General features: G+C 41.3%; 21 protein-coding genes and 3 pseudogenes. 17 read left to right on the plus strand and 7 right to left on the minus strand.

What is annotated here, in order from left to right:
• Positions 1-685: Fic family protein (locus tag CIK98_RS03920; RefSeq protein WP_094382980.1), on the minus strand; the 685-nt coding region annotated here is incomplete at its 3' end.
• Between the two features lie 439 nt (positions 686-1,124).
• On the opposite strand from CIK98_RS03920, the gene CIK98_RS03925 reads away from it, so the two are divergent.
• From CIK98_RS03925 to CIK98_RS03980, 12 genes and pseudogenes are all read left to right on the plus strand, one after another.
• Positions 1,125-2,009 carry an Rpn family recombination-promoting nuclease/putative transposase gene (locus tag CIK98_RS03925; RefSeq protein WP_094382981.1) on the plus strand — a complete coding sequence of 295 codons (885 nt, stop codon included), beginning with the start codon at positions 1,125-1,127 and terminating at the stop codon, positions 2,007-2,009.
• Positions 2,010-2,128: 119 nt separating this feature from the next.
• Entirely contained in the window at positions 2,129-2,455 is a 327-nt protein-coding gene (gene rhuM, locus CIK98_RS03930; protein ID WP_216358953.1) for a RhuM family protein, read from the plus strand.
• Positions 2,456-2,577: 122 nt separating this feature from the next.
• Positions 2,578-3,078: pseudogene (locus CIK98_RS03935) on the plus strand (Bro-N domain-containing protein); the annotation flags it as partial.
• A gap of 625 nt (positions 3,079-3,703) precedes the next feature.
• Entirely contained in the window at positions 3,704-4,561 is an 858-nt protein-coding gene (locus CIK98_RS03940; RefSeq protein WP_094382983.1) for a DUF4007 family protein, read from the plus strand.
• 79 nt (positions 4,562-4,640) lie between these two features.
• A complete protein-coding gene (locus CIK98_RS03945; RefSeq protein WP_253249637.1) occupies positions 4,641-7,784 on the plus strand; it encodes a hypothetical protein in 3,144 nt (1,047 codons plus the stop codon).
• Entirely contained in the window at positions 7,781-8,881 is a 1,101-nt protein-coding gene (locus CIK98_RS03950; protein ID WP_094382985.1) for a phosphoadenosine phosphosulfate reductase, read from the plus strand. Before CIK98_RS03945 ends, CIK98_RS03950 begins: the two co-directional genes overlap by 4 nt.
• An 11-nt stretch (positions 8,882-8,892) precedes the next feature.
• Positions 8,893-11,172 carry a DEAD/DEAH box helicase family protein gene (locus tag CIK98_RS03955; protein WP_094382986.1) on the plus strand — a complete coding sequence of 760 codons (2,280 nt, stop codon included), beginning with the start codon at positions 8,893-8,895 and terminating at the stop codon, positions 11,170-11,172.
• Between the two features lie 11 nt (positions 11,173-11,183).
• Positions 11,184-11,435, plus strand: coding sequence for a hypothetical protein (locus tag CIK98_RS03960; protein WP_094382987.1), 252 nt, complete (start codon positions 11,184-11,186; stop codon positions 11,433-11,435).
• Complete coding sequence (locus CIK98_RS03965; RefSeq protein ID WP_094382988.1) at positions 11,432-13,606, plus strand: AAA family ATPase; 2,175 nt, start codon at positions 11,432-11,434, stop codon at positions 13,604-13,606. Before CIK98_RS03960 ends, CIK98_RS03965 begins: the two co-directional genes overlap by 4 nt.
• Position 13,607: 1 nt before the next feature.
• Positions 13,608-14,183 carry a glycoside hydrolase family 15 gene (locus CIK98_RS03970; RefSeq protein WP_094382989.1) on the plus strand — a complete coding sequence of 192 codons (576 nt, stop codon included), beginning with the start codon at positions 13,608-13,610 and terminating at the stop codon, positions 14,181-14,183.
• A 179-nt stretch (positions 14,184-14,362) separates the two neighbouring features.
• On the plus strand, positions 14,363-14,665 hold the full coding sequence (locus CIK98_RS03975; RefSeq protein WP_172409813.1) for a hypothetical protein: 303 nt from the start codon (positions 14,363-14,365) through the stop codon (positions 14,663-14,665).
• The gene (locus CIK98_RS03980; RefSeq protein WP_094382991.1) at positions 14,647-14,841 is read left to right on the plus strand and encodes a hypothetical protein; all 195 of its coding nucleotides are present in this window, start codon (positions 14,647-14,649) and stop codon (positions 14,839-14,841) included. Before CIK98_RS03975 ends, CIK98_RS03980 begins: the two co-directional genes overlap by 19 nt.
• Positions 14,842-14,978: 137 nt before the next feature.
• On the opposite strand, the gene CIK98_RS03985 is transcribed toward CIK98_RS03980, so the two are convergent.
• The 3 genes from CIK98_RS03985 to CIK98_RS03995 are packed head-to-tail and all read right to left on the minus strand — an operon-like array spanning position 14,979 to position 15,908.
• Entirely contained in the window at positions 14,979-15,200 is a 222-nt protein-coding gene (locus CIK98_RS03985) for a hypothetical protein (protein ID WP_094382992.1), read from the minus strand.
• Positions 15,178-15,690 (minus strand): DUF3990 domain-containing protein, encoded by a 513-nt coding sequence (locus CIK98_RS03990; RefSeq protein WP_094382993.1) that lies wholly within the window; start codon positions 15,688-15,690, stop codon positions 15,178-15,180. Before CIK98_RS03990 ends, CIK98_RS03985 begins: the two co-directional genes overlap by 23 nt.
• Positions 15,687-15,908: a DUF3791 domain-containing protein gene (locus tag CIK98_RS03995; RefSeq protein WP_094383031.1), complete on the minus strand. Its 222-nt coding sequence runs from the start codon at positions 15,906-15,908 to the stop codon at positions 15,687-15,689. Before CIK98_RS03995 ends, CIK98_RS03990 begins: the two co-directional genes overlap by 4 nt.
• Before the next feature lie 362 nt (positions 15,909-16,270).
• On the opposite strand from CIK98_RS03995, the gene CIK98_RS04000 reads away from it, so the two are divergent.
• Both CIK98_RS04000 and rhuM (CIK98_RS18645) read left to right on the plus strand, forming a co-directional pair.
• A complete protein-coding gene (locus CIK98_RS04000; RefSeq protein WP_094382994.1) occupies positions 16,271-17,134 on the plus strand; it encodes a Bro-N domain-containing protein in 864 nt (287 codons plus the stop codon).
• A gap of 201 nt (positions 17,135-17,335) precedes the next feature.
• The gene (gene rhuM / locus CIK98_RS18645) at positions 17,336-17,512 is read left to right on the plus strand and encodes a RhuM family protein (RefSeq protein WP_253249638.1); all 177 of its coding nucleotides are present in this window, start codon (positions 17,336-17,338) and stop codon (positions 17,510-17,512) included.
• A 64-nt stretch (positions 17,513-17,576) separates the two neighbouring features.
• Here the strand turns inward: rhuM (CIK98_RS18645) and CIK98_RS04010 are convergent, their stop codons facing one another.
• Positions 17,577-18,941 carry an ATP-binding protein gene (locus CIK98_RS04010; RefSeq protein ID WP_094382995.1) on the minus strand — a complete coding sequence of 455 codons (1,365 nt, stop codon included), beginning with the start codon at positions 18,939-18,941 and terminating at the stop codon, positions 17,577-17,579.
• A 227-nt stretch (positions 18,942-19,168) separates the two neighbouring features.
• Here CIK98_RS04010 and CIK98_RS17575 point away from each other — a divergent pair, with 227 nt between their 5' ends.
• Positions 19,169-19,369 (plus strand): hypothetical protein, encoded by a 201-nt coding sequence (locus CIK98_RS17575; RefSeq protein ID WP_141210401.1) that lies wholly within the window; start codon positions 19,169-19,171, stop codon positions 19,367-19,369.
• Positions 19,370-19,414: 45 nt separating this feature from the next.
• Here the strand turns inward: CIK98_RS17575 and CIK98_RS04015 are convergent, their stop codons facing one another.
• The gene (locus CIK98_RS04015) at positions 19,415-19,966 is read right to left on the minus strand and encodes a Fic family protein (protein WP_094382996.1); all 552 of its coding nucleotides are present in this window, start codon (positions 19,964-19,966) and stop codon (positions 19,415-19,417) included.
• Positions 19,967-20,075: 109 nt separating this feature from the next.
• Here CIK98_RS04015 and CIK98_RS04020 point away from each other — a divergent pair.
• Positions 20,076-20,810 (plus strand): annotated as a pseudogene (locus CIK98_RS04020) (Rpn family recombination-promoting nuclease/putative transposase); the annotation flags it as partial.
• A 14-nt stretch (positions 20,811-20,824) separates the two neighbouring features.
• On the opposite strand, the pseudogene CIK98_RS19040 reads toward CIK98_RS04020, so the two are convergent.
• A pseudogene (locus tag CIK98_RS19040) lies at positions 20,825-20,905 on the minus strand (hypothetical protein); the annotation flags it as partial.
• A gap of 149 nt (positions 20,906-21,054) precedes the next feature.
• Between CIK98_RS19040 and CIK98_RS04025 the strand changes: the two are divergent.
• Positions 21,055-21,762, plus strand: coding sequence for a hypothetical protein (locus CIK98_RS04025; protein WP_094382998.1), 708 nt, complete (start codon positions 21,055-21,057; stop codon positions 21,760-21,762).
• The last annotated feature ends 83 nt before the right edge of the window (positions 21,763-21,845 follow it).

Raw genomic sequence — 21,845 nt, forward strand, 5'->3', positions numbered from 1 at the left:
TTAGCGCCTGTATGTATTCTGCCTTATCTTCTTTCAGCACCTTTGTGGGTAATACACCATATTCCATCTGCAGCAGGTTCATCAGCAGCCGGCATGTTCGTCCGTTGCCGTCAGCCCAAGGATGGATGGTGACGAGTTCAAAGTGCGCCCAAAAACTAAGGTCATAGACAGCTGCAATATCTGACGGATCTATCTCACTGCGCCTTCTGTTCAATTCCTCGCAGAATGCCTGTAGCGCCATGGGTACTTTAAGGTACGACATATAAGACCGGCCTCCAATGCCCGCTGTGACATTCAGTTTGCGCAGTTCTCCCTTTGATGCGTCGAAGTCACCGCCGAGTGAATGATATTCGCTTCCTGTGCGGTACATTACCTTTGAAGCAAGAGTAACAAGCCACTCAACGGTAATGGGTTCATGCTTTCGAATCCACTGCATACCATATTCGTATGCCACCTTCAGGTCCAGGTTCATCATCTGCTCTGCCATAGTGCGCTTGCTGCTGGTAATACCTTCATCAAACAGCAGTTGCGCCTCTACTTCTGTCACCGTACTGCCTTCGATGGCTGTAGAGTGCGTGATGATAGAGTACAGATAGAACTTCTCATAGTCTATCTGCTCCGAGATGCCGAGTTCCTTGTGTTGCTTCAGCAGTTTAAGCAATATGTCTTTGTTCTCTTGCGTCATACTTATCATACTTTTATTTGTCCTGTCACTACATCTCTGATGAGCCGCTGCATGTATTGGATTTCATCCTACCTTTTATCGCCATGGCAGAATTTTCAAAACAAGTTTGAACTCTGCCTTTCTTCCATATTCGTAGTATTTATGGTGCAAATATAACAAGAATTATTGGAATTAATTTCATTTACGAAAGATTTCAATGATTTTGTGGTTGTTTTTCTGAAAATGATAAGAAAAATGCAAGTTTGAAGCCCATTTTTTGACACATTATTCATTATTACTCAAGATGAATTTCGCTCGGGACAGGGGACAGGTCCGTGTCCCGATGTTCATAGTCCCGAAAGAGTGAACCAAGTTCTATCCGTTAATTATTTGTAACATTTCCATCCTTTATATTGCAGTTTCAACAAAAAGGATTATCTTTGCCATCAAAAAGCGAGATATGGCAAAATATATTAATCCTTTCACCGACGTCGGTTTCAAGAGAATCTTCGGACAAGAGCTGTCGAAACCGCTGCTGCTCGACTTCCTCAACAGCCTGTTTGAGGGAGAGAAGCGCATCGTAAACCTTACATTCCTCGACAAGGAGCAGCCTGCACTGTTTGAGGAAGACAGGTCGCTGATTTACGACATTTATTGCGAGACCGACGAGGGAGAGAAGATAATAGTTGAGATGCAAAACAAGTCGCAGCCATTCTTCAAGAACAGGAGCATATACTACGTGTCGGAGTCGATAGCCCGCCAGGGCGAGCGGGGTTCGTCATGGAACTATGAGATAGACTCTGTTTATCTTGTGGCTTTCCTTAATTTCAGCCCCCTGGATTTCAAGAAGCAGTTCCGCACTGATGTCGTTCTTGCCGAGAAGGATACAAAGGAGCAGTTCTCCGACAAGTTGCGTATGATATACCTACAGCTCCCTTTGTTCAAGAAAGAGGCGGATGAATGTGAGAATCAAGTAGAACGTTGGATTTATTTATTAAAGAATATGGAAACATTAAACAGATTGCCCTGGGCGGCTCAGAGTGCCGTTTTCAAGAAGCTCGAGAGCATCGCCGACGTTGGCGGCATGACCCGTGCCGAGCGCCTGCAATACGATGAGGCCCTGAAGAAATACCGCGACACCATCAGCGTGTTTGAGGGTGTGCGTATGGAAGGACGCATGGAAGGACGCATGGAGGGACGCATGGAAGGACGCATGGAGGGACGCGAGGAAGGTCTGAAGGAAGGAGCGATTGCAAATGCCCGCAAGATGAAGGCCTATGGTTTGACATTGGAGATGATATCTGATATAACGGGTTTGACAATAGATGAAGTGAAGGGCTTGTAGTGGGACCTCGGTGCCAAACATCAGTTGTCATATAGCTAATATTCTGAAAGACAGGGAGTTGTACTAAGGTTCAGTTATCAAGGATTATTTGATAACTGCCTCTGACGGCAAGAAATACAATGTCGTTTGCTACTCATTGGAGATTTTTGCGGAAACGTAAAAACAAATTGCTCTATGCCGTCACTCACAATACGGCGGCGGAAATCGCGTCTTCACGTGCAGATGCTTCAAAGCCAAATATGGGTCTTACATCATGGAAGGGAACCAAGGTGCTTTCTTTCCAGTCTTCGAGTGTTTTGTCGATATTTCTGCTGATATATTTCATATTGATGCCATATTTTACTGATTATCAGCTGAAAAGATATAAAAAATGTCGAAATCCGACAAATAATTCTCGTGTCACAGGGACAGGTACCTTGGTTCACCATTATAAAACCCTCTATTAGCTCGCAATTATTCCCTTTCGATTCAAAAAACCGTCGAATAATTTGGAGAAAAAAAATAAAAACCGTATTTTTGCAGTATCATTGCTTTTAGATGAAAACAAACGGCAATTAAATGGGACAATATGACAAAGCGTGAAATATCCAAATTGTTTGAAGACAGAAAGATTCGTACCGTATGGGACGATAAGGAAGAGAAGTGGTTCTTCTCTATTGTTGATGTAGTTGGTGTACTTACAGATAGTGCTGACCCCAAACAGTATATAAAAAGAATGAAAAGCAGGGACGAAGGTCTTAAGGCCAACTGGGGTACAATTTGTACCCTGGTTCCGTTGGTCAGCGAAGATGGCAAAAAACATAAGGAGATGACAGCTGACACTACAGGTATCTTCCGCGTTATCCAATCCATACCTTCTCCCAAGGCAGAGCCCATCAAACAATGGATAGCCCATGTGGCAGCAGAGCGCATTGATCAAATGCAAGACCCCGAATTGAGCATCCAGCAAGCAATGATGGACTACAAGCGTCTCGGATACTCTGACAATTGGATCAACCAACGCCTAAAGAGTATTGAGATACGCAAGGACCTGACCGACCAATGGAAGCTTCACAATGTGGAAGAAGGAAGAATAAATAATAGATGTAAGTCCATGCAGTGTTGTAACTTTACTCTCCCCCTAAGTTAGGGGGAGTCCCCCAACTGGAGGAGGGGGGCTGTAATTTCCGCCTTCACCGTTCATCTTTCAATTTTCTGACCTTCAACTTTCAATCTTCCGACCATTATCCTGTAAATTGTCCATATATAATAAAAAAGAACTCGAAAAATTTGGAGGAAACAAATAAAAGCCGTATTTTTGCAGTTGCATTCGCTTGCAGAAGCCCCGAAGAGGGTTAGCGGGTGGGTGCAGCTTATATGAAAAGGGCGTTTACCAAACGCTTGTCTTTTACTGTTCGTAATCTCGCAAATTACTCATAATTGTAAAAGGACAAGACAGCGGTGAATGCCCACGGATGGTATATTGTTGCCAGCCGTGGATTGTTGTATCTATATATGACATTCCACACTATGGTTCGATATATACCTATGCGTGGGCTTCTGCGTTGTCCAATCCTTACAATTAGGGCAATGCGAGAGCCTCGAACAGTGGGATTGGCAACTGGCAAGATTCCCACGCTTTCTTTTTCTTTAGGCTCAATGTCTAATCGGGAACATCAAGGCAACAGGGACATTGCCTACCACATTCAGTAAAAATGTCTGCAACAAAGTATATTTTTTCAGGACATGAGTCGTTTCCTTGCAAGTCTTTATGGCTGAAAAAGGGATACGACTTTGTAGTTGCCGGCAACCAATTCTCTTCGCCACAAGCAGTAATGGAATTGGGTGTGGGCAAAAATATGGTAGCATCAATAAGATACTGGCTTAAAGCATTTAATATTATTGAACCCACAGGAGAAATATCCTGGTTGGGAAAATATCTTTTTGATGAGGAATCTGGAAAAGACAAATACATAGAAGACCTCGGCACCATTTGGATATTACATTTCAACATTATCAATCACCTTGAGGCAACCATCTACAACTGGCTGTTTCGCGGTTTCCAAAGAGAGCGGAAAAGTTTCAGCCGTGACCATGTCATTTCCTACATTAAAAGACGTTTTGCGGAAGACGGCAAGCAAAATGTCTTTAACGCCAACACTATAAAGAAAGACGTAGGCGTATTACTGCAAAACTATTCCTTACCGTCAAAGCCAAAGTCAAACGAAGATTATTCTATTCTGCTGATAGACCTTGACCTGATACGTCAATCAATGGAAACCAAAGAGTATTACTTCAATATTGAAGGCAAAAGAAGTGTAGACAGTGACATATTCCTTTATTCTTTACTCACTGTAAAATGTGAAGACAACACCATCCCCTTTGAATTCATTCAAGAAAAAGTAGGTCTTTCTTTCTGCATGAATGAAATGGAGACAATTCACATGCTTCAAGAACTATCAAAAAAATACGTCAACTATATGCAATACAGTGATGTTGCTGGCATAAGGCAGTTGCAGTTCATTAAGGAATTAAGCATTCAACAAGTATTAGACAATTATTATGGAACATAGATTTAGCCTCTCGGCGAACATTGAAGAAGGATTTGCCAAAGAAACTCGATATATTGTCACTTCAAACGTACAGAAGTCAATGGAGAGTATTCTCGATTCTTATAGGTCGGGAATACACTCTTTTACCATTATAGGTACATACGGAACAGGCAAGTCCAGCTTTCTCCTTGCCTTGGAGTCTGATCTTACTCAAGAAAAGAAAACACCATATTTGTTGACTCCATCCAATCTATCAAATTCTGATGGATTTGAGTTCATGAACATTGTTGGCGATTATGCAGAGCTGTCAACATTGATAAGTAAAAAAATGAACAATGAGGGAAACTATAGCAGTGTGCTTGACGAATTAAAATCATACTATAATAAGGTTCAAAAAAGAAATCACTTCTTGGTAATAGTGATTGATGAATTCGGAAAAGTATTGGAACACGCAGCGAAGAACAATCCGGAGAGAGAGTTATATTTTATGCAGAAACTTGCTGAATTTGTAAATGTGCCGTCTCGAAAAATCCTCCTCCTCACTACCCTTCATCAGAATTTCAGATCATACGCCAAAGGACTAAAAGAAACGCAAAGAAATGAATGGACAAAGGTAAAGGGCAGATTCAAGGAAATCGCCTTTGTGGAGCCTATTGAACAAATATTAAGTTTAGCATCTTGTCAACTTTATGGCGATAAGAATGAAACAGGCAAAGAAGTAGCAAAAAAAATATATGACCTTGCAGTCCACATGGGATATGTGTCTAAAAGTTTCACTATTGATACCGCTCTCAAACTATATCCTATGGATACTATGTCAGCATTGGCCATAACTGCTGCCATTCAAAGGTATGGACAGAATGAGCGTTCATTATTCACATTCCTCTCTACCAAAGGAAGTAACTCAATATCAGAGTTTACTCCCAAGGATAATCTCACATACAACCTGCAACTGGTTTTCGACTATGTGTACTATAACTTTTACAGTTATCTAAAAGAAGCTAACACAGACTCTATGGCATGGAGTTCAATGATGGTGTCGATAGACAGGACTGAAAGTCAGCAGTGGAATACTCGCGAAGAAATGCTTCACGCTGTAAATATTGTAAAGGCATTAGGCCTTCTCAATCTGTTTGGTCCCTCTACATTTACATTGAACAGGGAGAGCCTTTCTACATACGCACAGTATGCGATGGGAATAGACGATGCCTATGGTATTATCAAAAGGCTTGAGACATGCAAGATAATTCGATATGCTGAATACAAAAAGAGGCTAATGTTGTTTGAGGGAACCGACATTAATCTTGAGGAGGAAATAATCAAAGCCGGATTGATTGTTTCCAGACCTACAACATTTATTGAAGAACTTGTCGTATTCTTTAATAAAAGGATATCACCTGTCAAGGCGCATTATTATCAGAAAGGAACTCCAAGGTTTTTTGACTATGAAATAAGGGAAGAAGCTATAGAGATGATACCGTCAGGTGATACCGACGGATATATCCAGCTCATATTCTCAACAAAGAAGAACGCATTGCAAGACCTTATGGAGTTTAGCAAGGAACACGAAGGATCTACAATATATGCGTATTTTAATAATACCGACATAATAGTTGAGCATCTTTACAATATCGACAAGTACGTCTATATTCTCGAACACGTACTCGCAGATGGCGCAGACCGTGTCGCCATCAACGAAATAAAGAAGCTTAAAGAATATGAGGAAGAACAACTAAACAAAACCATCAGTGACAACCTTTTTCAGTATAAAGGGAATGTAATATGGATATACAATGGTCAGAAACAAGAAGTTGCCTCTTTAAGGGATTTCAACAGACTTTTATCAAAGGTATGTGATGAGGTGTATTTCAAAACACCCATAATGAACAACGAATTGTTCAACAAGCATAGATTAAGCAGCACGATATCACAGGCAAAGGCGAAATATCTTGAAGCGATGCTTGTTCATGGAAATGAGGAAGATTGGGGTTTTGAAATAGACAAGTTCCCGCCAGAAAAGACAATATACTTTTCTCTGCTAAAGAATACAGGTCTACATGTCAATGGCTGTTTTACAGACAAGCCATCCAACAACGGCATTTTGTCTTTATGGGAAGCTTCAGAGGAGTTCCTTGAAAAAAGCGTCAGTCAACCGCGCAAAATATCTGAGCTGATCAAGATACTGTCAAACAAGCCATACAAACTTAAACAAGGGTTTATCGATTTCTGGCTACCTACATATCTCTACATCAAAAGACAGGATTATGCTCTATATGACTCATCTAAAGGAGCTTATATGCCAAATGTCAACGAAGAATTTTTCGATCTCCTTCAAAAACATCCTGGAGACTTCTCCGTTAAGGCTTTCGCTGTAGATGGAATAAAACTTGGCTTCTTTAACCAATATAGGAAATTCGTAAATCTTGGCGATGAGTTTAACATACAAAGCGATAAGTTTGTAGAAACCATCAAACCATTTCTCTTCTTTTATAAGAAGTTAAATGCCTATACTCGAAACACAAGGAAATTCGAGCATCAGTCAACAATGCGTTTCCGTGATATATTAGCAACAGCAAAAGACCCGGAAAAGGCATTCTTCGATGACCTTCCTGAGGCACTCGGTTTCAATAAGGAGCGTTTGAAACAAGAGAGTTCAATCGATGAGTATGGTGCTGTTATTCTACGTGCCATAAAGGAATTACGTTCGTGCTACACACGCCTTATAGACAGAATTGAGGAGAGATTAGTTGAAGGAATCGGTCTTGCCTCGTACGATTACAAAGAATACGTGAAGGAGATAAGAGAAAGGCTTGCAAATGTTAAAGTTTACCTGCTTACTGACCGCCTACGCGAGTTCTATCATCATATAATGACAGAATATGACAACAGGGAACTTTGGTATCAGTCTATCTGCTTCACAGCAATAGAATGCAGGTTAGACTCTATTCGTGACGAGCAGGAAGACAGATTAGCCGACGAGCTGATTTTCCTGTTCCGGGAATGCGAAAAATACTCCGACATTTCAAAACATGTCAATAAAGATGGTGACAAGTTTGAGGCCTACTCCTTCGACATGGTAACCAATACAGGTACAAATGTAAAGACACAGACTTACGTTTTGCCTGAGAATGACAAGCAGAAGTCTGATATACTTAAGAAAAAGATTGAGTCTCTTCTATCAGGAGATATCAATATCGATGTTTGCACGCTTCTTTCAATAATAAACGAAAAGATTAAGAGATGAAGGTAAGACACATATTAGGCATTTCGGGAGGCAAGGACAGTGCGGCTCTCGCCATATATCTGAAACAGAAATATCCATATCATAAAATTGAATATTACAATTCAGATACAGGTTGTGAACTGGCGGAAACAGAGATACTGATCAATCGGCTTGAAGCTTACCTCGGCAATGTGGTTCGTCTCAGGGCAGCGGAAGGAAGTCCTGAGCCTACCCCTTTTGAGCATTTCCTTAAAACCATGGGAGGCTTTTTGCCGTCACCACAAGCCAGATGGTGTACGAAGAAGATGAAACTCGATATGTTTGAACAATACGTAGGAGACGATTATGCAGTATCATACGTAGGTATAAGGGGAGACGAAGACAGGGATGGTTACATATCGTCAAAGCCAAACATACAAGCTGTATTCCCATTCCGCAAGAACATTTGGAGTATTGATGTAATCAACAAATTTCTCAACAAAGACAATCATGAGCAAATAGTTGACATATATGAAAGGCTATGTCCTGACGGAATTCTTAAAGAGGAAATAATGGAAACAGTCAAACGGCCTATAACCAAACAGTTCTACTATTCCAAAAAGATGAATAGCCTGCTCGATTATGACATAAAGCTCTTCAACCATGCCGTATTTGAGTTTCTTAAGACAACAGACTATCCGGTAGGAAAGCTAGACACATTCCCATTACTCGACAACACCGACATTCTTGTAAAAGAAGACATATTCCGTCTATTGAGAGAAAGTGGTGTTGGAGTCCCAGCCTATTATGAGGAATTACCTTTCGAGGTTGATGGCAAGACGGGAACATACTGTCGCAGCCGCAGCGGTTGCTATTTCTGCTTTTTCCAGCAGAAGATAGAATGGATATGGCTTCTCGAACAACACCCCGACCTTTATGCCAAGGCTATGACATTTGAGAAAGACGGATATACGTGGAATCAAGGCGAAAGTCTCTCAGAACTGGCCCGACCTGATAGGGTACGGCAGATAAAGCTTGATATCATCAAGCGCCAAGAACAAGCCCAAAAGCAGCAACAAGGCACAACTCTTGTTGATATCCTTGGTGATGATATAATGTGTACTAATTGTTTTATTTAGATTGATTCGTTATGCTGAAGAACAGTGTCTTATGGCCTAAAAGCCGACGATTTAAGTCTAAATCAGAATGGGAGCCTGCCGGTTTCTTTTCTGAGGCATTGTGCAATGCCACTCAGTTTGATTTGAAACTTGGCTTTTTCTCTTCATCTGCAATAAATGTACTGTCTGACGGATTTGCAGCCTTCCTCTATAATGGAGGAAGAATGCGATTAGTCATAAACGACATACTATCTGAAAATGACAAGGAAGCGATTATGACAGGAGAGTCAGATTTGGACTTACCTTTCTTTAACTTACAAGATATTGAGTCTATAAGAAACAGGTTGTCTAATCGCGACAAACATTTCTTTGAGTGTCTATCTTGGCTCATCAGAAACAAACAGATAGAGATAAAAATAATTGCTCCAAAATATGGAAATGGAATCGCTCACTCTAAATGTGGTATTTTCAGCGACGGCTTGAACCGTGTGGCATTTGACGGTTCATGCAATTTCTCACGTTCTGCTCTATTGTCCAACATTGAGAGTATAACGGCTTTCTGCGATTGGGACGGAGAAGGCGATATTTATAAAGTCAATGACATTGCAGAAGATTTTGAGGTAACTTTCCAAGGAAAGGATGAAACGGTGATATATCGTGACACATCAGAAATAGAGACATACATTACGACTAAGTTTGATGAGAAAGAATTATGTGATCTTATTGAAGACGAGAAGCATTTGATTGACAATCGAATGGCAGAAGAAATACCTTCCACGATTAAGGCAATTCTATCGCGAGCTCAAAGCAAAGTGTCATCAATAATTGAAAAAAATAATGTTTCTACAGGCAATATAATTGCAAACGATGCACCTCGTTTCCCTTATTCTGAACCTCGCCCATATCAGAGAAAGGCGTTTGAGAATTGGAAAAGCAATCGTCAAAAGGGTCTTTTTGCTATGGCAACAGGAACAGGCAAAACATTGACCTCCCTAAATTGCCTTTTGAATATATACAATCAGTTGAAGTATTACAAGGCAATCATCCTTGTTCCTACTGTTACGCTGGTCGACCAATGGGAAGAAGAATGTAAAAAATTCAACTTTAAGAATATCACAAAAGTATGTTCTAAGAACCACAAATGGAAATCAGACATAGATGCCATTAAGCTTAAGGAAGATTTAAGTTTCGACAATAGTGAAGTCTCATATATTATTATAGCTACCTATGCCTCTTTTGCCCGTGATACAATATTTCACGACCTGGTTTCTTTCAGCAAGAAAACCTGTAAGCAACTGCTTTTCATTGCAGACGAGGCTCACAATATGGGAGCTGGCAGGATATTGGACAGAATTGAAGGTATAAAATTTCTGCGTCGTATTGGTCTTTCTGCGACTCCTGACAGAAAATATGATGACGTAGGGAATGCAGCAATAAACAAATTTTTCGGATGTGAAAACGGGTATACATTCACTTTCGACATGCGAGAAGCTATAGACAAGGGATACTTGTGTAGATACAAGTATTACCCGCATCTTGTAACTCTCACATCTGAAGAACTTCTTGATTATATAAAAATATCAATACAACTGTCCAAGTTCTTCAATTATGAATCAAATAGTTTCCCCTCTTCAAACGACATCTTGACTCGACTGCTTTTGAAGAGAAAGAGAATCATTCATAAGGCAAGGAATAAAGAAACTGTTTTCAAGTCAATTCTTGAAGAAAGATATAAGGAAAAAGGGAATCTGAAATATACTCTTGTCTATGTCCCTGAGGGAACTCGTACAGATGACGATAATGCTGATGTTTATGACTGCAATGATGAAATTAAAGATGACGACTATACTGACAGTCTTATTGATGTGTATTCTGAAATTGCAAAGAATGTCAGTAATACAACAACTGTAAAAAAGTTCATGTCAGGAATAAAAGACAGAGATGTCATTCTTGAACAATTTGCAAAAGGTGAGATAGAAGTTCTAACCTCTATGAAATGCCTTGATGAAGGAGTCGATGTCCCTCGTAGTGAAATGGCAATATTTTGTGCAAGTACAGGAAATCCACGACAGTTTATTCAACGCCGTGGCAGAATACTAAGAAAGCATGAAGACAAACACATTGCAATAATTCACGACTTGGTTGTCGCTCCTGTTATCGACCCTACATCTGAGAGCTATAATATGGAGCGCAACCTTTTGAAAAACGAGCTTCTCAGAGTGCGAAACTTTGCTACGCTATCAGAAAATTCAGATTACGCTTATAGCGAGTTAGAGGATATATTGAATTATTACGGATTACATTTATTTTAATTATATAGCTTATGATAAATGACGGAAAAATGTTAGAGGCGATTCTATATAATGAACGGCTCATGAAGTTTGGAGATTATTCTCCTGCTGAAGTAGGGAACATATTCGAAGCGCAGCAATCTGATAATGTTGTTATCAGTACTGTAGCAAGAATTGTAAAACGAATCAATGACCTGGACCCTAAGGCAGACAACAAGTCAAAAGAAAGTCTACAGAAGGAACTGTGGAAAGAAATTAACGAATACCTAAAAGGAAAACTATGATTATTAAGGAAATAAGAATAAAGAATTTTAGAAGCTATTACGGTGACAACAACTGTTTTGAGTTTTCTAAAGATGGGCTGACACTCATATTGGGCGACAACGGCGATGGAAAGACCACACTTTTCGAGGCTATCCAATGGCTTTTGGATACAACTGTCGACAGAGGCAGGATTGAACATGTATCGGAAATGCGTAAGTCTAAGCTTGAAATTGGAGAACACGACGAGGTGTCAGTAAGCATCAAGTTTGAGCATGACAATCGTGACATGGAGGTTGAAAAGTCGTTCCAGTTTGAACGTAAGGATACCACTTCATATATTGCAGGAAATGTTTCGTACAGTGGTTATGAAACAAAAGGGGCAGAAAGAGAATCTGTAAGTGGTAAATCTCTAATTAATCGTTGCTACGATGCATTTATCCAAAGGTTCAGCATGTTCAAGGGAGAGTCTGACCTTAAAGTTTTTGATGACAAGACAGCTTTGAAAGTACTTGTAGACAAATTTTCTGATGTTAGAAAATTTGACTTCCTCGTAGACACTGCAAACTTGTTTGAGGAGAATTCGAACAAAGCGTATTTGAAAGAGATCAAATCAGACGAGAAAGTATCTAAAGAAGCAAATGCATTAGACTTCAGAATTACAAAACTTGCAAACGACATACAACAAAAGAAAAGCGATATCAATGACAAACGCGCTTCTATTGAAATTTACGAAACCAAACTTAATCAGTTAGAACAGAATCAAGAGTCTTGTGAAAAATATCAGGACATCCAGAAAAGGCTAGTTCAAAAAGAAAATGATGCGCTAAAGCTTCGCAGTCAAATAGGTATGGTAGATTATAACCATAGTCTGCTTGACCGCCAATGGATATTGTGTGCATTCCCTAACATCTTGAAAGAATTTCAAAACAAATGTTCTTCTTTCAGCAAAGAAAAGAGGAGGCAGGAAAGAGATTTTGACAAACGTAGAGCAGCTGAAAAAGCAAAAATTGAAACAATAAAAGAAATCCAAGGTGCCTTGATTAATGGCGCCACTGAATTGCCATGGTATCTGCCAAATCAAGAGACGATGGAAGATATGTTGCACGATCACATCTGTAAAGTATGCGGTAGAACAGCAGAGGAAGGTACTGATGCTTATAATTTCATGATGAAGAAACTTGAAGACTATAAACGTCATGTGGAAGCAAAAGCTGAGAGGCAACTAAAGGAAAAAGAAATAGATGATGCCGTATTATTTAAAAATACTTACATAGAGCAACTGCATAACCTTAGCGTTTCAATGAGCGGAGAAAATGAAGCACATGTATATTCTATTGCCCGTGAAATAAAGGACAGATTGGATTTGGTTGAATTGTTAAAGAATAGGTTAAGAGAACTTGAAAATAAGATACAAGACATAAAAGATGACAAAGCTCGTTTGTTGATTCAAGTGGGTAATATTCCGGAAAATATGCTTGAGAGCCAATTCCATGATATTAAAGGACTTTTCGAACAGAAAGAAAAAGCTCAGGTTAGACTAACAGACCTCACCAATGAGCTTAATGATTTACAGGCTCAAATGAGTGAGATGAAATCAAAGCTTGAAGAATTAAATCCTGCAAGTTCACAAGTTAGGCTATTTCGTGATGTGCATCATACCCTTGAAGAGATTGCAAAAGCAATTATTAAGGCAAAAGACGATAATCTTGCCAACTTCTTGGCTGATTTGGAAAAAAGGACTAACGTTTATGTAGAAAAACTCAGTGCCAACGATTTCCATGGTGAAGTGAGATTAATTCAGACAGCTAAGGATTCAACAGAGATAAAGTTGTTCAGCTCTAACGGTACAGAGATCAAAAAGCCATCAGGCTCACAAAAAACGGTAATGTACATTTCTGTGCTCTTTGCTATTTCAGACTTTACTCAACAAAAGCGTGAGGAGGATTATCCTTTGATATTTGATGCTGCTACATCTTCATTCGGCGATTCAAAAGAGAAAGACTTCTATAATATTATCAACAATATCAAGAAGCAGTGTATTATCGTGACAAAGGACTTTATAACTGGAGGTAAGGTAAGAACCAAAGATTTGGAAAGTCTTGACTGTCCAATCTATCGCATTAAGAAAGCAGAGGGATTTGATCCTAATAACATGGCTACTATACGTACAATAATTGAAAGAATCAAGTAATATGGAATCACTATTTGAACTTTGGGCGAAAAGAAATCCTGAATGGGAGAAAAAATATCAGGATTCAATATTGAATGTTTTCACAGACTATAGTAAAGGTGTGAACCAATACCAAGAAGTCCGTGGAAAGATATATGGTGCGGGCTATGAGATTTTTATTATAGCGTTCTTCATCGGGTTATATTATAACCAGACAAGACCTTTGGTTGAGGATAAGGCCAAACGAAAGACTTTTGGCCAACCTATAATATATTGGGGAAATATAGAGCAAAGGGGTGGAAGACGTCCATATGGTCAATTGCGTAAATATATTTTTGCAGCATTAATAGCAAGAACTGATATTGACCTAATAGCTCTCGACAAGGAAGATATCACGGCACGCAGCGTTGTCGATGCCATGATGGACAAAATGGAGCAATACGCTAACTTCGGTTTTAACTTCATGCAGGAAAAGCTTGAAGAAGATCCAAACTATTTTTATAAAGAAACTGCCTTTTTAAGGGTCTTTACATCTTTCTTAAACAATAAAAAAGAAGATACAAGTGAAGATGACGATGAACCAGAGAAATTGAAATAATGAATTAAATGGGAAATCTGCAATGATATAAGCAGATTTTCCATTTTTTTATTTGTACATTAATACAATATTTTGTATTTTTGCGCCATAATTCTTTAATATAATGAGTTATGGACAACAGACTGTTATACTATAACTACGACGAGGCATTAAGGTATTTAGAAAATAGACTCTTGAATATGAAACAGGGAAGTCTGAAGAGAAGCCGCCTCAAGATTGTGGCAAAACCTGTGCTTCTGCTCGCAGTATTGAAGGCGATTGACTGTGGCAAGATTACTCGTAATCATATCGAGTATGACGACGTGAAACAGATATATGAAGGTACTTTCCGCAAGTTCTTTATGCAAGCACAGCAAGAAAACCTCACGCCAATGTATTATCCATGGTATTACATGAAGACAGATGAATTCTGTAAACTGGCATGGAAAAACGGAGAGACTACAACGCCTGCCCAAGGAGAGGGATGGATAAAAAACATGTGAGTTATGCATTCCTTAATGATGACTTGTGGGTGATAGCGCAAAATCGGGACTACCGCCATAAGCTCATGGACTTCCTCGTGGAGCACAAGATTGTGGTATACGTGAATAATGACGCAAAGATGGCCGCTGAGGGTCTATCGCTGAAACAGATGCTTATGTTGCTGTTGGCGATATAGGAGAGAGGATTAATGATATCTTTATTACCTTTTTGGGGCTCATTTCATATCTCCAAACTTTTTGTGGGAAAAAGCGAGTCGGTCGGTGACAATTTTGTCATCGGATGAGATGGGAGGGGTGTCGCCGAAACAGATGCTTATGCTGATATCTCAGTTTTCAACTCCTCGTACAAGTCCACAGGGCTTAACTGCCAATAGAGGGTGTCTGCCGTGGCAAGTCTTTTGTAAAGTGTGGAATGATAAATATGGTCGAGGCTTTCTTTGAGAGAAAAACCGTAATCGCTATTTAGATATTCCACCAGCCAGCTGATTTTTCCTGGCAATAACAGGTGGACGTTACTCTGATTTATCTGGAACATGTTGTTTCTCTATTTTTCTTGATTCAAGAAATTGCAGGGCTGTAAGAGCCTTCTCTGTATGGAATAAATATTGGTCAACCAATTTGTAGGTTTTGAGTTCTCTGATGAGTGTGTCGATGCCGATGGCACCTGCCTCATAAAGGCCAAACTGAAGATACACTCTATCATCTGCGACAGGACCATACACAATGTCATAATCGTGGATGAAGTCTTTGTTTGTTCTGTTTGCCATGACAAACTCTGCCCACTCTTCTGTTGGTTCTGGAAACAACAAGCTTTTGAAATCTTCCAGGTAAGTTTCATCAAACTCATACACATTGACGTAACCACAAGTAGTATGTGTTTCCATCATACGCCTTTCCACCCAATCCTCAGCTTGTTTTGCCGAGGTTGTAGTATAGAAACCATTGCCGTAGTCGAGCGTACGGCTTGGTGTAAGTATCTTGGGATGCTCCACCACGACTAAACTTCCGTGATAAACCTTTGTCATTCCTTATTCTTCTTTATAGAAATAAATTCATCTATCTCGGCTATGAGCCATTGTCGCCCTTGGGTATGTAATGGTTCGAAACAATTGCAGAGATAATCTGTCACACCATATTGCGAAAACAAGTCAAGAACATGTTCGCCGGCCATTCCTTTGGCCGCTCCGTATTCTTCGATGCAGAAAGCTACAAAGAGTGCAATATCTTTATCTTTCTTATCCATTGTCAATACCTTTTTATTTATTGTCAGATTATTCAATTTCGGGAGCAAAGTTAACTATAACATTTCATATCTCCAAACTTTTTGTGGGAAAAGCGAGTCGGTCGGTGACAAAATTGTCTTCATACTCTATTAATTTTGATTTTTGAAGTCCATTGTGGAAGTCGCCCGCGTCCCCGGTGAGTGCGTAGCTGGTCACAGGGACAGGTATCTTGGTTCACCATTATAAGACCCTCTATTAGCTCGCAAATATTCCCTTTCGATTCAAAAAACCGTCGAATAATTTGGAGAAAAAAAATAAAAACCGTATTTTTGCAGTATCATTGCTTTTAGACGAAAACAAACGGCAATTAAAATGGGACAATATGACAAAGCGTGAAATATCCAAATTGTTTGAAGACAGAAAGATTCGTACCGTATGGGACGATAAGGAAGAGAAGTGGTACTTCTCTATTGTTGATGTTGTGGCTGTACTTACAGATAGTGAGAATCCACAAACCTATTGGCGAGTATTGAAAAACCGCCTTAAAAAAGAGGGCAATCAAACCGTTACAAATTGTAACGCTTTGAAACTTCGTGCTGCCGATGGCAAGATGCGATTGACAGATGTGGCTGATACTGAGCAACTTTTCCGTTTAATCCAATCCATACCTTCTCCCAAGACAGAACCCATCAAACAATGGATAGCCCATGTGGCAGCAGAGCGTATTGACCAAATGCAAGACCCCGAGCTGAACATCCAGCAAGCAATGATGGACTACAAGCGTCTCGGTTACTCTGACAATTGGATCAACCAACGCCTAAAGAGTATCGAGATACGCAAGGACTTGACAGACCAATGGAAGCTTCACAATGTGGAGGAGGGCATACAGTATGCCACCCTCACCGACATCATTTATCAACATTGGTCAGGCAAAACAGCCAAGGAATACAAGGAATTTAAGGGTTTGAAGAAAGAAAACCTGCGTGACAATATGACCAACGAGGAACTGGTGTTGAACATGCTTGCGGAACTCTCTACGACCAGCATCTCCAAATCCAAGAATCCTCAGACGTTAGAGGATAATATGAAGTGTGCTGCTGATGGCGGCGATGTGGCAAGGGTAGCTCGTGATCAATTGGAGGCCAAGACTGGACGTAATGTTGTTTCCCCGCTGTCGGCAAAGAGGTTTTTTGAAGAGCAGAGGCCTAATAAAGAGTTAGAAGATGGCGAAGAGAAGGAAGAATAAATCGGCGCACCCGACAAGTTGCGTATGATTTTGAAAAAGCAACCATTGCCAAGAGAACAATCCCCAAAATTTCGGACCTTTTTGGGACCTCGGTGCCAAACATCAGTTGTTATATAACTAATATTCTGAAAGACAGGGAGTTGTACTAAAGTTCAGTTATCAAGGATTATTTGATAACTGCCTCTGACGGCAAGAAATACAATGTCGTTTGCTACTCATTGGAGATTTTTGCGGAAACGTAAAAACAAATTGCTCTATGCCGTCACTCACAATACGGCGGCGGAAATCGCGTCTTCAAGTGTAGATGCTTCAAAGCCAAATATGGGTCTTACATCATGGAAGGGGGGCGCGACGGGGCTCGGAAGGAGACGGGAATAGTAGACGTTGTAAAAACTGGTGCGGCTGATGTTCAGCGGGTCACAGGAACCCTATCTCTCAATGTTCAGGAGAGTTGAGAGAGGGCGTAGAGGGGGCAGATGTCCACGTGGCGGATGGCATTGTCATCGTCATGGTCGATGTAATCAAATGAACCGAAGTTCTCCAATGAGCAGCGGACAGCATTGTTGAGGTGTTTCTCGCGCATGAATATCCACAGACTCTTCATGCCGCCCTGTGTGCCAGCCTTTATCTCTATAGGCAATACCTTCATGCTGCGTATCGAGAGATAATCTATCTCAGCAATGCTATTGCCCGTCTTTTCCCAATAAAAGAGTCGTGGCCGCATGACGGGGGCCTTGTATCTGGATATTTCAAGCCCTGCCACCATCTCGGTAATGCTGCCCTTGTTGACAAGGTCCTGAGGGGTGGCGGTCATGATGAGCTTGATGAGGTCGTGGCCCAATTGTCCGTCAAGATGAAGTATCGCAAGCAATAGGCCAGAATCGAGAAAGAGGTATTTTGCGCGTTTTTCGTCGGATTCGGCATCAAGTGGTACTCCGTTGGCGGAGGTGGCCACTACTGGTATAACTAGTCCGGCAAGTGTGAGCAAATTGAGTGCCTCTCGAATCTGAGCACTGCGGTATCCCTCTGAAATACGTGAAAACGTGAGTTTCTGTCCTATCTGATGGCACACTCCGTGAAGGGTGAGTCGGAGCAGTTCGGGATTGACGCGTCTGCCGTATTTGTTGAAGTCATCCTCATAGGTGAGTATGATGTCTTGATGCACTTGTTGGCATTTCAGAAAGTCGGTTGTTTCCCGCCATGTGGCTACGGCCTCGGGCATTCCGCCTACTATCAGGTAGGTGCGAAACAGATTCACCAGTTTGTCGTGAAAGGGGACATCGAGCGGATGTGTGGCTGTTGCCTCACGGCGCATTGCAAGCAGTCCCCCCATATCCATTGCCACAAGAAACTCGTCGAAGGTCATGGGATACATAAAGACACTATGGATTCTGCCTACACCAAATGTAGGAAGACTCTGAAGGGCGAACTCCAACAGTGAGCCTGCTGCTATGACATGAAGCTCGGGATAGTCTTCCTTGAAAAATCTCAATGCCATGATCGCCTCGGGGCATGCCTGTATCTCGTCGAGGAACAAAAGTGTCTGCCCAGGAATAATGGGCACCTGAATATAATTGGATATTTTGCTGGAAATAAGCTTCACGTCGAGGTCGCCCTTGAAAAAGTTGGCTATTGACTTTGCACTTTCAAAGTTTACCTCTGCAAAATACTTGAACTGGGTGCCTAAATGACGTACGGCGGATGATTTGCCCACTTGTCTTGCTCCGCGCAAGAGTAGGGGTTTGTGGGTGGTGCTTTCTTTCCAGTCTTCGAGTGTTTTGTCGATATTTCTGCTGATATATTTCATATTGATGCCATATTTTACTGATTATCAGCTGCAAAGATATAAAAAATGCCGAAATCCGACAAATAATTCTTGAAAAAATGTCGAAATCCGACAAATAATTCTTGAAAAAATGTCGAAATCCGACAAATAATTCTCGGGTCACAGGGACAGGTACCTTGGTTCACCATTATAAAACCCTCTATTATCTCGCAAATATTCCCTTTCGATTCAAAAAACCGTCGAATAATTTGGAGAAAAAAAATAAAATCCGTATTTTTGCAGTATCATTGCTTTTAGATGAAAACAAATGGCAATTAAAATGGGACAATATGACAAAGCGTGAAATATCCAAATTGTTTGAAGACAGAAATATTCGTACCGTATGGGATGATAAGGAAGAGGCGGGACAGGGGACAGGTCAGTGTCCTGCCTCCTCAATTATTTTATAACATTTGAGATTATATTTTTGACTATTCCTGCGGGACAGTGACCTGTCACCTGTCCTTTCCTTCTATTTGCGAAGGATTCAACATGGTGTACGTTCTGTTTCTGTTACCTCCCTTCGCTGCGAGATAGCCAAACTCCGTAAGTTGTCGCAAGTAGCGTTTTGCGGTGGTTGCAGTAAATCCAAACTGCTGAACGATGGTTTCTGTCGTCGTTTCTTCTTTATCGGCCATAAAGACAAGAATGCTGGACAGTTTATCCGCCAAAGAGGGCTTTATCGACCATTTATCGACCATTTCCTTCGCAAAACCATGTTTATCGACCATTTCAGATGCCATATTCTTTATAAATTGGTCGATATCCTGTTTCAGGTGACTGCAATGCAGGCGGCTCATACAATTCAGGAAAATCTCTATGTTTTCTTCTTCTCTTGTGTCGATTAGCGCCTGTATGTATTCTGCCTTATCTTCTTTCAGCACCTTTGTGGGTAATACACCATATTCCATCTGCAGCAGGTTCATCAGCAGCCGGCATGTTCGTCCGTTGCCGTCAGCCCAAGGATGGATTCGGGACAGGGGACAGGTCCGTGTCCCGATGTTCATAGTCCCGAAAGAGTGAACCAAGTTCTATCCGTTAATTATTTGTAACATTTCCATCCTTTATATTGCAGTTTCAACAAAAAGGATTATCTTTGCCATCAAAAAGCGAGATATGGCAAAATATATTAATCCTTTCACCGACGTTGGTTTCAAGAGAATCTTCGGACAAGAGCTGTCGAAACCGCTGCTGCTCGACTTCCTCAACAGCCTGTTTGAGGGAGAGAAGCGCATCGTAAACCTTACATTCCTCGACAAGGAGCAGCCTGCACTGTTTGAGGAAGACAGGTCGCTGATTTACGACATTTATTGCGAGACCGACGAGGGAGAGAAGATAATAGTTGAGATGCAAAACAAGTCGCAGCCATTCTTCAAGAACAGGAGCATATACTACGTGTCGGAGTCGATAGCCCGCCAGGGCGAGCGGGGTTCGTCATGGAACTATGAGATAGACTCTGTTTATCTTGTAGCTTTCCTTAATTTCAGCCCCCTGGATTTCAAGAAACAGTTCCGCACTGATGTCGTTCTTGCCGAGAAGGATACAAAGGAGCAGTTCTCCGATAAGTTGCGTATGATATACCTCCAGCTCCCTTTGTTCAAGAAGGAGGCTGATGAATGTGAGAATCAAGTAGAACGTTGGATTTATTTGTTAAAGAATATGGAAACATTAAACAGATTGCCCTGGGCGGCTCAGAGTGCCGTTTTCAAGAAGCTCGAGAGCATAGCCGATGTAAGCGCTATGACCCGTGCCGAGCGCCTGCAATACGACGAGGCACTGAAGAAATACCGCGACACCATCAGTGTGTTTGAGGGTGCAAGAATGGAAGGACGTGCGGAAGGACGTGCGGAAGGACGTGCGGAAGGACGTGCGGAAGGACGTGCGGAAGGACGTGCGGAAGGACGTGCGGAAGGACGAAAGGACGAGAAAATTGCAAATGCCCGCAAGATGAAGTCCTATGGCTTGGCATTGGAAATGATAGCCGACATAACAGGTTTGACAATAGATGAAGTGAGGGACTTGTAGTTCCTCACCTTTTTATGGGTCGACCTGTCCCTATGACCCTATATCAAAATAACAAAATAATAAATATACTATGAGCATTACAAACGCACAACCTGCACTGATAAGGGCGTTCTTCGCCTCGTTTGCAGAAGGAATACTGTCGGCTGACGCAGAAAAGGAGACGGGGACAGTGGAATTGACACCACAAAGGGTGAAACAGATTATGCTGGAACACTATGAGGAAATATCTAAACACTTCTTCGACATACTTTTCAACCCTCTCGCACTCATTCACTACGACACGGCTGAGGAACTCGTGGCTATACTGAAATCGCCCGAGGTGGCCCCTACCCTCAACTCGCCCGTTGACCTCTTCCGCCATGTATGCCGAACAGAGGAAGCTCATGAGGACATGGTGACAGAATACCGACGGAACTTCGCGTCGCTGCTCGGAGGCAAGGTAATGTCGCTCGACGACTTCTATGCCGGTTTTCCAGACGGGTATCTTAACGACTGCACAGAAGACAAGGTGCGGGAGGTGAAGGCACTGACACAAGTGGTGGTAAGGGCTTTCTTCGCCGGACGAAAGGCGGCAAAGACGATGACGCCTTCGGGCACAAACCAGATATACATATTCAGACTGCTGCTCGACTCCATGCAGACTCTGCTACACCCTGCACCGGTGACAATGGACGACGACACCGACCTCAACACCGCCTTCGCCAAGGTTTGCCGAAACAACGGAAATCTACAGACTATGTTGCAGACTATGCAAGAGACGATGATGGAGTTTAGTTAAAAAGTGCAAAGTAAATCTGTTAAAAAAGTTGCACTTATGCAAATATGAGCGTATAATGTTTGGATATTCTGCAAAAGAATTGT

Origin of the sequence: Prevotella sp. P2-180, assembly GCF_002251435.1 — a bacterium.
Classification (GTDB): domain Bacteria; phylum Bacteroidota; class Bacteroidia; order Bacteroidales; family Bacteroidaceae; genus Prevotella.

Excerpts from the sequence above, each read along its gene's own strand:
- CIK98_RS03980 (WP_094382991.1), top strand. The coding sequence starts at position 14,647 with ATGGATAAAAAACATGTGAGTTATGCATTCCTTAATGATGACTTGTGG.
- CIK98_RS04000 (WP_094382994.1), top strand. The coding sequence starts at position 16,271 with ATGACAAAGCGTGAAATATCCAAATTGTTTGAAGACAGAAAGATTCGT.
- CIK98_RS03960 (WP_094382987.1), top strand. The coding sequence starts at position 11,184 with ATGATAAATGACGGAAAAATGTTAGAGGCGATTCTATATAATGAACGG.
- CIK98_RS04015 (WP_094382996.1), bottom strand. The coding sequence starts at position 19,966 with ATGAACATCGGGACACGGACCTGTCCCCTGTCCCGAATCCATCCTTGG.
- CIK98_RS03940 (WP_094382983.1), top strand. The coding sequence starts at position 3,704 with ATGTCTGCAACAAAGTATATTTTTTCAGGACATGAGTCGTTTCCTTGC.
- CIK98_RS03995 (WP_094383031.1), bottom strand. The coding sequence starts at position 15,908 with ATGGATAAGAAAGATAAAGATATTGCACTCTTTGTAGCTTTCTGCATC.
- CIK98_RS03950 (WP_094382985.1), top strand. The coding sequence starts at position 7,781 with ATGAAGGTAAGACACATATTAGGCATTTCGGGAGGCAAGGACAGTGCG.
- CIK98_RS03975 (WP_172409813.1), top strand. The coding sequence starts at position 14,363 with ATGAAACAGGGAAGTCTGAAGAGAAGCCGCCTCAAGATTGTGGCAAAA.
- CIK98_RS04010 (WP_094382995.1), bottom strand. The coding sequence starts at position 18,941 with ATGAAATATATCAGCAGAAATATCGACAAAACACTCGAAGACTGGAAA.
- CIK98_RS03990 (WP_094382993.1), bottom strand. The coding sequence starts at position 15,690 with ATGACAAAGGTTTATCACGGAAGTTTAGTCGTGGTGGAGCATCCCAAG.
- CIK98_RS03955 (WP_094382986.1), top strand. The coding sequence starts at position 8,893 with ATGCTGAAGAACAGTGTCTTATGGCCTAAAAGCCGACGATTTAAGTCT.
- CIK98_RS03925 (WP_094382981.1), top strand. The coding sequence starts at position 1,125 with ATGGCAAAATATATTAATCCTTTCACCGACGTCGGTTTCAAGAGAATC.
- rhuM (WP_216358953.1), top strand. The coding sequence starts at position 2,129 with ATGTCGTTTGCTACTCATTGGAGATTTTTGCGGAAACGTAAAAACAAA.
- CIK98_RS03985 (WP_094382992.1), bottom strand. The coding sequence starts at position 15,200 with ATGTTCCAGATAAATCAGAGTAACGTCCACCTGTTATTGCCAGGAAAA.
- rhuM (WP_253249638.1), top strand. The coding sequence starts at position 17,336 with ATGTCGTTTGCTACTCATTGGAGATTTTTGCGGAAACGTAAAAACAAA.
- CIK98_RS03970 (WP_094382989.1), top strand. The coding sequence starts at position 13,608 with ATGGAATCACTATTTGAACTTTGGGCGAAAAGAAATCCTGAATGGGAG.
- CIK98_RS04025 (WP_094382998.1), top strand. The coding sequence starts at position 21,055 with ATGAGCATTACAAACGCACAACCTGCACTGATAAGGGCGTTCTTCGCC.
- CIK98_RS03945 (WP_253249637.1), top strand. The coding sequence starts at position 4,641 with ATGGAGAGTATTCTCGATTCTTATAGGTCGGGAATACACTCTTTTACC.
- CIK98_RS03965 (WP_094382988.1), top strand. The coding sequence starts at position 11,432 with ATGATTATTAAGGAAATAAGAATAAAGAATTTTAGAAGCTATTACGGT.